This is a genomic window from Salmonella sp. 2018103, from assembly GCF_026247685.1.
Lineage (GTDB): Bacteria > Pseudomonadota > Gammaproteobacteria > Enterobacterales > Enterobacteriaceae > Salmonella > Salmonella enterica.
On the sequence record NZ_CP111029.1, the window covers coordinates 3,520,959 to 3,534,552 of the forward strand.

Annotated in this window: 12 protein-coding genes and 1 tRNA gene; 6 read left to right on the forward strand and 7 right to left on the reverse strand. The window is 55.0% G+C overall.

Going from position 1 to position 13,594, the window contains the following annotated elements; all coding sequences use genetic code 11:
• Positions 1 to 16 precede the first annotated feature (16 nt).
• The 6 genes from OLG56_RS17140 to tssH all read right to left on the reverse strand — a co-directional run bounded on the left by OLG56_RS17140 (position 17) and on the right by tssH (position 6,564).
• Positions 17 to 502 carry an Hcp family type VI secretion system effector gene (locus OLG56_RS17140; protein WP_000312803.1) on the reverse strand — a complete coding sequence of 162 codons (486 nt, stop codon included), beginning with the start codon at positions 500 to 502 and terminating at the stop codon, positions 17 to 19.
• A 253-nt stretch (positions 503 to 755) separates the two neighbouring features.
• Positions 756 to 1,202 (reverse strand): STY0301 family protein, encoded by a 447-nt coding sequence (locus OLG56_RS17145; RefSeq protein WP_024148392.1) that lies wholly within the window; start codon positions 1,200 to 1,202, stop codon positions 756 to 758.
• 186 nt (positions 1,203 to 1,388) lie between these two features.
• Positions 1,389 to 2,897, reverse strand: coding sequence for a type VI secretion system contractile sheath large subunit (gene tssC / locus OLG56_RS17150; RefSeq protein WP_000013884.1), 1,509 nt, complete (start codon positions 2,895 to 2,897; stop codon positions 1,389 to 1,391).
• Positions 2,898 to 2,920: 23 nt separating this feature from the next.
• Positions 2,921 to 3,463, reverse strand: coding sequence for a type VI secretion system contractile sheath small subunit (tssB, locus tag OLG56_RS17155; RefSeq protein WP_000996815.1), 543 nt, complete (start codon positions 3,461 to 3,463; stop codon positions 2,921 to 2,923).
• 61 nt (positions 3,464 to 3,524) lie between these two features.
• On the reverse strand, positions 3,525 to 3,815 hold the full coding sequence (locus OLG56_RS17160) for a hypothetical protein (protein WP_079822013.1): 291 nt from the start codon (positions 3,813 to 3,815) through the stop codon (positions 3,525 to 3,527).
• 85 nt (positions 3,816 to 3,900) lie between these two features.
• Positions 3,901 to 6,564 carry a type VI secretion system ATPase TssH gene (tssH, locus tag OLG56_RS17165; RefSeq protein ID WP_079822014.1) on the reverse strand — a complete coding sequence of 888 codons (2,664 nt, stop codon included), beginning with the start codon at positions 6,562 to 6,564 and terminating at the stop codon, positions 3,901 to 3,903.
• A gap of 367 nt (positions 6,565 to 6,931) precedes the next feature.
• Here tssH and tagK point away from each other — a divergent pair, with 367 nt between their 5' ends.
• From tagK to OLG56_RS17195, 6 genes are read left to right on the forward strand one after another with little or no spacing between them, the layout of a single operon-like run.
• Complete coding sequence (gene tagK / locus OLG56_RS17170; protein ID WP_000806675.1) at positions 6,932 to 7,834, forward strand: type VI secretion system-associated protein TagK; 903 nt, start codon at positions 6,932 to 6,934, stop codon at positions 7,832 to 7,834.
• Positions 7,821 to 8,645, forward strand: coding sequence for a type VI secretion system accessory protein TagJ (locus tag OLG56_RS17175; protein ID WP_079822015.1), 825 nt, complete (start codon positions 7,821 to 7,823; stop codon positions 8,643 to 8,645). Before tagK ends, OLG56_RS17175 begins: the two co-directional genes overlap by 14 nt.
• A complete protein-coding gene (gene tssE / locus OLG56_RS17180; RefSeq protein ID WP_000108008.1) occupies positions 8,642 to 9,136 on the forward strand; it encodes a type VI secretion system baseplate subunit TssE in 495 nt (164 codons plus the stop codon). The genes OLG56_RS17175 and tssE overlap by 4 nt, the downstream gene beginning before the upstream one ends.
• A 15-nt stretch (positions 9,137 to 9,151) precedes the next feature.
• Positions 9,152 to 11,035 carry a type VI secretion system baseplate subunit TssF gene (gene tssF, locus OLG56_RS17185; RefSeq protein ID WP_060633396.1) on the forward strand — a complete coding sequence of 628 codons (1,884 nt, stop codon included), beginning with the start codon at positions 9,152 to 9,154 and terminating at the stop codon, positions 11,033 to 11,035.
• Positions 11,032 to 12,027, forward strand: coding sequence for a type VI secretion system baseplate subunit TssG (gene tssG, locus OLG56_RS17190; protein WP_207011564.1), 996 nt, complete (start codon positions 11,032 to 11,034; stop codon positions 12,025 to 12,027). The genes tssF and tssG overlap by 4 nt, the downstream gene beginning before the upstream one ends.
• Before the next feature lie 10 nt (positions 12,028 to 12,037).
• The gene (locus OLG56_RS17195) at positions 12,038 to 13,087 is read left to right on the forward strand and encodes a type VI secretion system protein TssA (RefSeq protein ID WP_000367618.1); all 1,050 of its coding nucleotides are present in this window, start codon (positions 12,038 to 12,040) and stop codon (positions 13,085 to 13,087) included.
• Positions 13,088 to 13,407: 320 nt separating this feature from the next.
• Here the strand turns inward: OLG56_RS17195 and OLG56_RS17200 are convergent.
• Positions 13,408 to 13,484 (reverse strand) — tRNA-Asp (locus tag OLG56_RS17200).
• Positions 13,485 to 13,594 lie beyond the last annotated feature (110 nt).

Genomic DNA, 13,594 nt, shown 5'->3' on the forward strand with positions numbered 1-13,594 from the left:
GCCGGAAAAACAGCCGTTAAATTTCTTTGTTCGCCTTGAAGTCGTAACCTGCGGTGATAGTGCCGCCGCTGCCGCCCTGCTGGTTCTGCACCACGTATTCCTGCTTCACGGTGCTGAAAGAAAGCTCTACCGTTTCACGGGAGGCGATTTCACCATTGTGGCTGCCGCTCGGGGAAACCACGGCGACAATCAGGTCGGTGAAGGTATACTTGAGGTACTCCAGCGGATTGCCGCCAGCCTTACGCATAACCAGAATGGCCTGCGGAATGTGCTTGCCGGAGGCGCAGTATTTGAACAGGTTCGGGCTGGCGCGGTCGATATAGTGATCAAAATCCAGGTTGGTGACGGAGACCTTACCGGAGCCGAGGCCGCTACCGGCGTGCATGGTGGATTCCTGATGGATATTCCAGCGCCAGCTCAGTACTTCAATTTCATTTTTGTGTTTGTCATCCATTGACTCGCCATCAATGCCGTCAATTTTCAAAAAAATGTCATAAGCCATTTTTATATCCTTATTAAGTTTTACTTAAAATAAACCTGATTTTATCTATATCTTTTTGTTTATAGATAAATCATTGCCGTACAGAATCCTTCCCCAATAACTTCAGGAGAACAGAGGACTGTATATTTTTCCGGTACCGATAATGTATTTAGTTATTTTATGAATTTGCATTATTTAATGCATATAAATAATGCTTCATAACTTCCGATAATAAAAACCATAACCTGTACTGAAATTTTCACGTCTCAAATCGCTAATTACAGATAAAAGATACAGACTGGTCTTCTGGCGATCCCTCAAAATTACGAGTCTTACAGCGAGTAGAAGAAGCAGGTATTGGTTGCGTCAACCATATCTGTTCATGACCATAAATACACGAAACCCAATAGCGATCGGTTTCTTTATCGCTAACACGTTCTGTTTCCCATACAGACCAATTTTCACCGTTTACTTTTTTAGTCTCTGGTTTGAGATCCATCAGGTTTTCAGGTTTACCCTGCGTTACCCCAATACTACTTAACCATAAACGCGACATATATCGGGGAGAAAGCTGCCACGCCGCTGGGACATCAGACTTCAGGCCCACAGCAGAAGACTGAGTATCAATAACAGCCGGGCAACTGACTTCCCAGGCTACAGCATATTGTGAAAAGAGCAGAACAATACCAGGTAACAGATGAAAAGTTGGGCTTATGGTCATAATATGTATTTCCTACTCAATGATATAAAAAGCTTCGGCATTGTTACTGGCATTCGGATATGTGTCATCATTACGTACCCACCTTTACGAGACCGTGGGCGAGACGAAATTCTTTTCTTCATATCCCTCTTTATATTCTCTATCTTCTCTGACTTCACTCGCTTAAACATTCACAAAATAAATGCATCAGGCATTGCCCTGCTTCACTGACGGCAGTTTTGTCACCAGGCGCAGCGATCCCGTCAGCCCTTCAAGCTGGAAATGCGGACGCAGGAAGAATTTCGCGTCGTAATAACCTGGATTGCCTTCCACCTCTTCCACCACTACTTCAGCGGCAGCCAGCGGACGACGGGCTTTAGTTTCTTGCGAGGAGTTAACCGGATCGGCGTCGACGTAATTCATAATCCATTCATTTAGCCAGCGCTGCATATCCTCGCGCTCTTTAAAGGAACCGATTTTGTCGCGGACGATACATTTGAGGAAGTGCGCGAAGCGCGAGCAGGCGAACAGGTACGGCAGACGGGCAGACAGGTTAGCGTTGGCCGTCGCGTCCGGATCGTAGTATTCCTGTGGTTTTTGCAGCGACTGTGCACCGATAAAGGCGGCATAGTCTGAGTTTTTACGGTGGATCAACGGGATAAAACCGTTTTTCGCCAGTTCAGCCTCGCGGCGGTCAGAGATGGCGATTTCGGTCGGGCATTTCATGTCCACGCCGCCATCGTCAGTCGGGAAGGTATGGCAGGGAAGATTTTCCACCGCACCGCCTGATTCCACACCGCGAATCAACGTACACCAGCCGTAGTGTTTGAAGGAGCGGTTGATGTTTACGCCCATCGCGTAGGCCGCGTTGCTCCAGACGTATTTGGTATGGTCAGAACCATCCGCATCTTCTTCAAAATCAAACTCGTCCACCGGGTTGGTTTTTGCGCCATACGGCAGGCGGGCAAGAAAACGCGGCATCGTCAGGCCAATATAACGGGAGTCTTCGCTAGCCCGCAGCGAGTTCCACGGCGCATATTCCAGGTTCTGGGTGACGATTTTGGTCAGGTCGCGGGGATTCGCCAGCTCCTGCCAGGAGTCCATTTGCAGTACCGAGGGGGAAGCCCCGGCAATAAACGGCGCATGGGCCGACGCGGCGACTTTGGCGATAGAGCCAAGCAGATCCACATCGGGCGGTGTATGGTCGAAGTAGTAATCCGCAATGATACAGCCATAAGGTTCGCCACCTAACTGGCCGTATTCGGCTTCATACAGTTTCTTGAACATCGGGCTTTGATCCCAGGCGATGCCCTTGTAACGCTTCATGTTGCGCCGCAATTCATCTTTTGACAGATTCATGAAGCGGATTTTCAGCTTTTCGTCGGTCTCGGTGTTGTAAACCAGATGCTCCATACCGCGCCAGGAGGATTCCAGCTTCTGCCAGTCGGGATGTTGCAGAATCAGTTTGATCTGTTCGGTCAGTTTAAAGTCGATCTGCGCAATAATAGCGCTGATGCTTTTATAAGCGTCATCGCTGACGGTGATCGTGTTCGCCAGCGCCTGTTGCGCCAGCGTCTGCACCGCGGCTTCCACGGCTTTTGCCGCCTGGGTAGTCTTGGGTCGGAAGGCCTGATTCAGCAACGCATCAAATTCACCGGATGCGGAGACGGTATCCTGAGCAACCGCGTCGGTTGCCTGCATATTACTGTTTGCCATGAAAATTCCTTAAAAATTCGACGTTATTCCGCTGATTCATTATCCGCTGACACACCTTGCTGGGTAGCGGCCGGTTTCGGCGCATTCGCCAGCGTTTTCAGCAGGGTCGGGTCCTGCAACAGTTTATTGACCAGATTTTCCGCCCCGGCCTTGCCATCCATGTAGGTCTGGAGGTTCGCCAGTTGAGTGCGGGCTTCCAGTAACTGGTTCAGGGCGTCCACCTTGCGGGCAATCTGTGCCGGCGAAAAGTCGTCCATATTTTCCAGCGTGATATCGACCATCAACTGACCTTCACCCGTCAGCGTATTCGGCACAGCGAACGCCACGCGCGGCGCAATGGCTTTCATGCGCTCATTGAAGTTATCAATATCAATATCGAGGAATTTGCGATCCGTCACTGGCGGCAGTTCTTCCCGCGGTTTCCCGGCCAGATCGGCCAGCACCGCCATCACGAACGGCAGCTCGATTTTTTTCTCGGAACCGTAAATCTCTACGTCATATTCAATCTGCACGCGCGGCGCGCGGTTGCGCGCGATGAATTTCTGCGCGCTATTGTTGATAGCCATACTCTTTCATTTCCTTATCAATCTACCGACGACCGCCCGGACAGCGGTGCAACGGCACAGTTTAAAAATCATACTCAGAGAGTTTTTTTATAATCTCTTTGTTTTCTTTGTACTTTTCCCGTAACCCAGGAAGTGCTTTTTTCGCCGGAGCGCACCAGGTATTAATGCCCTTTTCTATGACTTTTTTATCCTCTTCCGGTAAAGAACTGTCCCATTCGCCGGCCAGATGCTGGCACATCTCTGCATTGCTCAGAAAATGCTGCACATCCTGTGGTAAAGGCGGTTCGCCATGAACACTGAAAGCGAACATCATTAGCAAAGGAGTCAATAACGCCGGGTAACGTAATGTCATATTTAATGCCCATCAATTGACCAGTGGGGTTTATCTGTATTTCCGCCGACAAACTTAGTCACGCCATAAACCCACTGCGCACCACTTAACTCTTTTGGCATATTCCCTCCTGCGAGGTTGTCTCAAAAACAATCTGCTCATCACCATTAACGCCGATATCAATCTGCCTGATAGCGGCTTTTTCCGTCATGGCCTGCAACCAGTAGCGCGACAGTCGTGGCAGAATGTGCTGCTCGATGTAGCCAATCAGCAACCGCGCGCCCGTTTCATGCATTGGACAGCACGCCACAATATGTGCGACCAGTTCCTCGCTATACGTCAGCATCACGCCGTGCTGTTCACCCATCCGCGCCACCAGTCGGTCAAGGTGCAGACGGGCAATCACGCCACGCGACGTTTCGTCCAGCGGCAGGTAAGGGATCACCGTCACGCGGCCCAGAAATGCCGCCGGGAAATGCTTGCGTAATTCCGGCATTAGCGCCTCTTTAAGCCCCGTAGCATCGGGCATTAAAGCCGGATCTTCACACATCTGGCTGATGAGGTCGGAACCCACGTTGGTGGTGAGTAGTAGCGTGGTGTTTTTGAAATCGACATGTGTACCCTCACCGTCCTCCATCCCGCCCTTGTCAAACACCTGATAGAAGAGTTCATGGACGTCATGGTGCGCTTTTTCGATCTCGTCGAGCAGCACTACGCTCCAGGGGTGGCGACGCACCGCTTCCGTCAGCACACCACCCTCGCCATAGCCCACATAGCCGGGCGGCGCGCCTTTCAGCGTGGAAACTGTGTGAGCCTCCTGGAACTCGCTCATATTGATGGTTACCAGGTTTTGCTCACCGCCGTAGATAGCCTCCGCCAGCGCCAGCGCGGTTTCGGTTTTACCGACACCGGACGGCCCGGCCAGCATAAACACGCCCACCGGTTTGCGTGGATCGCCCAGTCCCGCCCTGGCGGTCTGAATACGTTCACCAATCTGCGCCAGCGCGCCGTCTTGCCCGGTAACGCGTTGCGCCAGTCGGGCAGGCAGTTCCAGCACCTGGCTGGCCTCATCTTTCACCATGCGCCCGGCAGGAATACCGGTCCAGTCGGCGACAATCGCCGCGACCACCGCCGCGCTGACTTCCGGGAACACCACCGGCGCGTCGCCCTGCCACTCCCTTAGCGCCGTTTCGGCCTGTTGCAGCGTGGTTTTGTCATCAGCATCAGACTCTGCGAGACGCAGTTTCTGCAACGTATGTACCAGTTCCAGCTCCCGCTGCCAGCGGGATTCGGATGCAGTCAGTTCATCGTTGAGCGAGAAAATTCGCGCCGTCAGCACATCGCGCCGCTCATCTGACTGAATCCCCATTTTTTCCTGCTTCTGCAACAGCGACCGTTCCATTTCCGCCGCTTTTAGCTGCTGGCGCAGGAACTGTACGCTGGCAGGCGGCGTGTGCAGCGTCAGCGCCACGCGGGCCGCGGCGGTATCCAGCAGGCTGATGGCCTTATCCGGCAACTGCCGGGCGGGAATATAGCGGTGAGAAAGCTGTACCGCCGCACGTACCGCCTCATCCAGAATCAGTACGTTATGGTGTTTTTCCAGCGTATCCACCAGACCACGCACCATTTCCATTGCGGGGATTTCTTCCGGTTCGGCAATCTGCAACACCTGAAAACGCCGGGTCAGTGCCGGATCTTTCTCAATATGGCGCTTGTATTCGCTCCAGGTGGTGGCGCCGATAGTCCGCAGGGTGCCGCGCGCCAGCGCCGGTTTCAGCAGGTTAGCGGCATCGCCCGTGCCGGATGCGCCGCCCGCGCCCACCAGAGTGTGAACTTCATCAACAAACAGAATAACCGGCTGCGGCGAGCGCCCGGCCTCTTCCAGTAACCCTTTCAGACGCGATTCAAACTCGCCTTTCATGCTGGCTCCGGCCAACAGAGCGCCAACGTCCAGCGCCAGCAGCCGTGCTTCCCGCAGCGCGGGCGGCACTTCCCCCTGCGCAATCGCCAGGGCAAAACCTTCGACGACCGCCGTTTTCCCGACGCCCGCCTCACCAGTCAGTAGTGGATTATTCTGGCGACGGCGCAGCAGAATATCCGTCATGGTGCGGATTTCATGCTCACGCCCCGTCACCGGGTCGATTTTGCCGTCGCGCGCCTGTGCCGTCATGTCCTGACAGTATTTTGCCAGCGCGGATTTACCGTCCTGCCCGCCGTTGGGAATCGCCTGACTGCTTTCACCGGGAATGGCTGATGCCAGGCCGGAGCCGTCGTAAGGGCGCTCCTGCGCTTCCGGCGATGTTTCGATCAACGAGGGCAGTATTTCAGTCAGTTCATCAACCGGAAGCGTGGCCAGCGGCGCGCAGATACTGCTCAGTACCCGACGCAGTTCTGGCGTGGTCAACAAGGCCAGCAGCAACCAGCCGCTGCGAATTTTGTTATCGCCGTAACGGACGCTCGCCAGCATCCAGGCCTTTTCAACGCTGAGATCGATATGGTGAGAAAAATCACTAATGGCGCTGGCCCCGGCGGGCAGCATATCCAGTTGCCGGAGTAACGCTTTCTCCACATCAGAAAGAGGGATCTGGTAATGCCGAAGAACGTGGAGAATATCGTTATCGGGCTGCTGTGTTAACTGGTGCAGCCAGTGAGTCAGCTCAACCCAGGGATTAGAGCGTAGTTTGCAAAATGCCGTTGCCGATTCCAGCGACCGGAATAGTGGGCCGGCCAGTTTTCCATACAACGCACTGCGTGAAACAGGAGTTTCCATGTGTTATGCCTTGTGACATAAAAATTCATAAAAATAATGCATCAATGCATATAAATATATAAACAATTCTTTATTGATAGCATCGAAAAAATATCGAAACAAAACAATGATACAGATCAGGGACTAATTAGCAACTAAGCCGTTAATATTAAATAATCAATGAACAGCAAGATAAAAATCGAAATTGCAGAATTAAAAGAAATAATATTTCAAAAAAGACATCTATGCATACAACAATTCATTCACGACGAAAATAATAAAAAGGGTGTCATCAATAATGACTCCCTATGAATTTAGTTAAAATTATTTATGAATTAAAACTCCCTAAACGTTTCCTCCAGAAAAATAAATACATTTAAGGGACATAATGAAACAAGACATGTGGGAATTACGGAAAATACAGTCGCAGGGTATAACGGATAACGCACAGTATCCCGCAGGGACATACATCGTATTTACTGCCGCCGCCCCCTACATTCCGCTTTTTGAGCAACATGGGAAAGACGATATCGCGCTCAGTCTTGTTCGCCACGAAGAGGCGTGGTGGATTGTTAATCACTCTGATGAACTGTGCTGTGCCGTCAATGAGCAGGTGATGGAACCTCATCACCGTATGCGGCTGAATGATGGAGATACGATTGAATGGGGTCTGTCATCCTGGTGCCTTGCCCGCACCAATGATGAGTCCCGTCCCGATGTTTCGTTTCCTCAGTTGGTTCAGTCATCTGAATCCGTTGCTGAGTACCTGGATCTGGACTGGTTTAAACAACAACAGCTCAATCCGCAGAACCCGTTCGATATTATTCCCGTCCGGGAAACCGCGCCCTCTTACACCGGCCATGAAGCGGATAGCACGCTACACCAGCTTTACCAGGAATATCAGCAGGCATTGCGGCCCTCCGGGCAGGAAAAGCCCCTCCGTGATAAACCGTTTCCCCGAAATGAAGACGCTGTCACCCAGGATTTGACGTCGTTATACGATAAAAAGGGCGACACCGACACGTTACAGGATATGGTGGCAGGCGCGCCCGGTATTGATGCCATTCTGGATACGCTGGACACGACCGGTGAGGGTGAAATGCACTGGCTGGCGATGGAATCAATGCCCGATATCCTACAACTGCTCTCGCCGGAACTGGGGGGGAAAACCGCACATAGCGAGATACTGCCCGATCTGACCCGCCGCGAGCATCGTATTATTGGCATCGATAGCCACTACCGAATCACTCCGACACAGAAAAATGGAAATACCGCCTATGAAAAAAACTGACACGCTTCCTGCTACCCTGTCCGCGCTGCTACAGGAATACTCTATTGCGGAGGGGATTCAGATGGCGGAGCAGAAGGTTCGGGAAAATCCGGCGAAGGCGCTCTGCCGCCACAGCCTGTTTCAGTTGCTGTGTGTGGCCGGAGACTGGTCGCGGGCGCTACACCAGCTTCAGCTATGTGCCAGGATGGAGGCCAATTATACCCAGGAGGCCCGGCTGTACCGGGAGCTGGTTCGCTGCGAAATGTTCCGCCACACCGTTTTTCAGGGTGAACAACGACCCGGTTTTCTTCTGCCGCAGCCCGTTTGGGTGGAGTCACTGCTGGCGGCACTCGCCTGTCATGACGATACCGGTGAGGTTGATAAACACCGTAATACCGCACTGGAAGCCATAACAGACACGGGCGGGCAGTGGAACGGCGGCGCATTTGACTGGGCGAGCGACAGCGATTCCCGCCTTGGCCCGGTACTTGAGCTGGTCACTGGCGGCGTGTATATCTGGCTGCCGTTTTCGCAAATACGCTCGCTGGAATCGCCGCAACCGGCACGCCTGACCGATCTGCTGTGGAAACCCGTTAATATCACCCTGGTGAATGGCGATACGCACGGCGCCTGGCTCTTTACCCGTTACAGCGGTTCGGAAAGTGCATCTGACGCCCTGCGTCTGTGCCGGGAAACCGCCTGGCAGGACGGCCCCGGCGAAACCACCGTGCGGGCGCTGGGGCAGAAAGTGTGGCTGACCAGCCACGGCGATATCAGCCTGCTGGACATGGCCCATTGTACCTTTCATGCTCAGGAAAACGATGGCGCATGAGCACGTCTCGTTTTACACCCGCTAACCACCTGCTGCCCACCCTATTTGATCGGCTGTGTGACAATGCTCCGTATCAGAAAATTGACCGGGATATCAGCGTCACGCCGGTACAACTGAAGGAGATCATTCGTCGGGATCTCTCCTTTTTGCTCAATACCATTAGCCACGAGGGTGACATCGACGCCCGGCGCTATCCGCAGGCGGCGGCGTCAGTGCTCAACTATGGCCTGCCGCCGCTGGCGGGCAGCTTTATGTATGAGCATAAGTGGGACGATATCAGCGAGGCGATCCGGCGCGCCATTATTCGTTTCGAACCCCGGCTGAACGCCGCCACACTCAGGGTCACGCCATTGCTCGATAAAACCCGGCAGGGTAGCTATAACACGCTACAGTTTGAAATTCGCGGACAAATTCTGACGCAGCCGTATCCCACGGAGTTTATGGTACGCAGCGCGCTGGATATGGAACTGAGCCGCATTACGTTCTTTTAATACAGGGCATTATTCATGGATCCACGGCTACTGGAGTATTACAACCGCGAACTGAGCTACCTGCGGGAGACCGGTGCTGAGTTCGCCACCCTCCATCCCAAAATTGCCGCCCGACTGGGGATGCAGGGAAGCGATATTGCCGACCCGTATGTGGAACGCATGATCGAGGCGTTCAGCTTTCTGAGCGCCCGTACTCAGCTAAAAATTGACGCCGAGTTTCCCCGCTTCACACAGCGGTTACTGGAAGTCGTCAGCCCCAATTACGTCACCCCCACGCCATCGATGGCAGTGGTAAAGCTGTATCCCGATACGCAGGAAGGCGACCTGGCGAAAGGGGTCACCGTGCCGCGCGATACCGCGTTCGTTTCCCCTATCCCGGAAGGCGAAAATACCGCCTGCCAGTTTCGCAGCAGCCAGGACGTCACGCTGTGGCCGCTGTCCATCGAGGAGGTACGCCTGACCGCCGCGCCACCGGATATGCCCGCCCTGCACCGCTATCTGCCGCCTAATATTCATGTCGCCGGGGCATTGCGCATCACCCTGCGAACCTTCGGGGAACTGACTTTCAGCGAGCTGGCCGGTCCGGCACGGCTGCCCTTTTACCTCTGCGGCGAAGAACGCATTGCGTCACACCTGTTTGAGCTGCTGCATACCAGCGCCGTCGCCACACTGGCCGGTGAACCCGGTCACTTTGACGGCGAACTGAATGTGAATCTTCAACACCCGGTGGCGCACGAAGGGCTGGAGCCAGGGCAGGGGCTGCTGCCGCTCGCCTGGAACGTGTTTCACGGCCATAATCTGCTGCATGAATTTTTCGCCTGTCCGGAACGGTTTTACTTCTTCACCCCGACCGGATTGTCTGCCGGGTTACAAAAGGTGCAGGGCAATGTGGCGGAAATTGTCATACTGCTTAATCGCCTGCCGCCGGACTGGCTGATTCATCAGACGGACGCTGCACAGTTCAGCCTGTTCTGTACGCCGGTGATCAACCTGTTTCCCCGCACCACCACCCGGATTGAAGTCACTCACAGCGTGACGGAACAGCATCTGGTAGTGGATCGTACCCGTCCGCTGGATTACGAGGTGTTTTCTGTTCAGGAAGTCGAAGGCCTGGAAGCGGAAACCACACGGAAGATGATTTTTCGTCCGCTGTATCACACCCGTAATAATGACGAAGGCAACCACGGGCGTTATTTTTCACTGCGTCGTGAACCGCGCCGCTCGTCAGAAAACGCCCGCCGCTATGGCACCCGAACCCCCTATACCGGCTCGGAAATCTTCCTGTCGCTGGTTGATCAGCATGAAGCGCCCTACCCGGAAAATCTACGCCATATCACCGTCACGGCAATGGTGACTAACCGCGATCTGCCCTGCCTTATTCCACGTAATGGCCGGGATGATCTGACCGTAGATGCGGCGATCCCGGTGGCGGGCGTGGGTCTTATCAGACCGCCGCGCCCGCCGCAGCCGCCGCTGGCTGAACGCGAAATGGCCTGGCGGCTGATCCGGCAGTTGTCGTTTAATTATCTGCCGCTGGCCGATCTGGATCACCGCACCGGCGGCCAGGCGCTGCGCGATCTGCTGAATCTGTTTATTCCGGCTCACGACAGCCCGCAGTCGCGCCAGGTGCGCAGCCTGATTGGCTGCAAAACCACCCCGGTGACCCGCCGCCTGCCCGGCTCCGGTCTGTTGGTCTATGGCCGGGGCGTCAGTTGCGAACTGACCGTGGACGAAGAAGGATTTTCCGGTATCAGTCCTTACCTGTTCGGTCTGGTGCTGGAACACTATATTGCCCGCCATGTTTCCATTAATACCTTCTCGCAGATGACGCTGCACTCGATGCAACGCGGGCATGTCATGACCTGGCCGGTAAGAACCGGGCAACGGGGGAGCGTATGACCGGCGCTCTCGACCAGGCGCAGAAAACCCCATGGCGTTACGGATTCCTGAACCTGATGCGGTGCGTGGATGCCCAGCTCTGTGATACTCCGGCAGGCAGTATCTGGCAGCCACGGATGGAAAAATTCCGTCTGGGACAGACGCCGACGATGACCTTTGCGCCACGGGAAATCGCCCAGGTCAGCTGGCAGGATGGACGCCTGCACCTGAGCCTGTACAGCCTCGGACTGTGGGGGCCAAACGGCCCGTTGCCGCTGCACTATACCGAGCTGGCGCTAAATCGCTCAGAGAGCCGTCACGATCCGACGCTGGTTCATTTTTCCAATATTTTTCACCACCGCTGGCTGACGCAGTTCTGGCAGGCATGGCGCAGCGCCCAGTCCGCTGGTGGCGGGCTGGACAAACCGGAACACGACCGTTTTGCGTTTTATATCGCCAGTCTCAGCGGGCAGGATCTACGGGAAAGCGCCGAAAGCCCGCTGTCAGATCATGTTCGCCTGGCGGCCTCCGCCCATCTGGTACGCGAATCGCGCAATCCTGACGGGCTGGCCGCCACGCTGGCGCACTATTTCAGCGTGCCTTTTGCGGTGAAAGAGTTCGCCCTGCACTGGATAACGGTGGCGGACGATGAAATCACCCGTCTGGGCACGCCCGCGCAGTCCTCGGTGCTGGGCAACGGGGCGCTTATCGGCCAGGCCGTACCGGATATGCAGTACAAATTCCGGCTAATTATCGGCCCGCTCACGCTGGAGGATTACCTGCGTTTTCTGCCCGGCGGCAACAATCTGCCCGTGCTGACAGAACTGGTGCGTACGTTCATCGGTTTTGAATATTGCTGGGAAATTGAGCTGCTGTTGAAGCCCCATGCCGCACCGCCTGCGGTGATCGGCGGCGCGCAGCGGCTTGGCTGGACGGCCTGGGCAGGTAAAGCCATGCATGACCGTCCGGTGACCGGCATGATTTTTGAACCTGAACACGGCTTAACCCACTGAGAGTAATGATATGGATATGTCCCTGACTAAACCGGTAAGCGCGGAACAACCCTGCGGCCCCGATCCGGAGTACGATCCGGAATACCTGCTGCTGTTCAGCCGCGCCGCCCCCCAGGCGGAGGCGCAATATGGTGATTTTGTCAGTACGCCGGAAGCCGTGAACTGGCCGGAAATTGAGCGTGATGCGCGCCGTCTGCTCACGCGCAGTAAGGATATCCGGGTGTTGATCCTGCTGCTGCGCAGTCGCATCCAGCAGGCTGGCGCACAGGGACTGGCGGAAATGCTCACACAACTGGCAGAACTGAGCGTAATCTGGTCTGATGCACTCCATCCACAGCTGCTTACCGGCGAAGGCGCATCCGCAGAATCTATTGAAGATGCGGCGCTGGCGCGCAGTAATGCCCTGGCGGCGCTGCTGGATCACGAAGGCGTGATGGCAGACATTCGCGGTATCACGCTGTCAAACAGTGCCGCCCTGCGCCTGCAGGTACGGGATGTCGAGCGCGCGTTATCCGCTCCCCGCCCGGCTGATGCGCTGGCCCCCGAATCCGTCCGCCAGCAACTGGCCGACCTCGAAGCCCGTGGGGCATTACCGCTGGCGGCGTTTCGCGAAGCGCAGGAAAGCGCAGAACGCCTGCAAGTGTGGGCGCGTGAGACATTAGGCGATCTGGCTCCAGATTTTTCACGCCTGCGGCAGTTGTTGGCGCTGCTGCCTGACGTGGTACAGACAACCACGCCGGAAATCCCTCCGTCGCCAGCGCCAGACCCCGCAGGCACGGTTATGGTTAATGCCGTTCCGGCACGGGCAGAGGATGTGCCGCCTGTCAACACGCCCCCCGGTATATCCCTCCCACACAATGCTGAACCGGGGCCAATTCGCGATCGTAATGATGCGCTGGAACGCCTGCGGTGCATTCGTCGCTGGTTTGAGAGCAGTGAACCCAGCAGCCCGACCATCCCACTGTTACGCCAGGCTGAAAGACTGGTGGGAAAACGGTTCTCGGAGGTGATCAATGAGATCCCGGTGGAGTTGCTGGAGAAGTGGGATGCCCTGGAATGATGATGCGCATGTCTGGCGGTTCTCCGTGATTATCTGAGTGACATCAACATTACGCAGTCTGCTTCTGCGCTGAACATGTCCCGATCCCGGTTAAGCACCGCCATGAGGCCGCGCCTTAAATGTCAGTGGGATCAAAATAACCATGGCAGTGAAAGAAGTGGCGGTAATATCCTGTTCGTCATCCAGGCGTAGGCCCATTTGCGTCAGATTCCACGATAGACGGAGGAACTTCTTGAAGACGAAAAAAAACCGTATCCCTTTTACAGGGATACGGTTTTTTTACTTCACAGGATGTATAAAAACACCCTGAGATTTGTATCTGGCGGAACGGACGGGACTCGAACCCGCGACCCCCTGCGTGACAGGCAGGTATTCTAACCAACTGAACTACCGCTCCGTTATGTTCCCGCTGGGAACGAGGCGAATATTACGGTTTGCGGTGTCGCCCGTCAACGCTTTTTCTCACCTTTTGAATCAGTTGCTGCAAAAATCGCCCGAAGGATGATT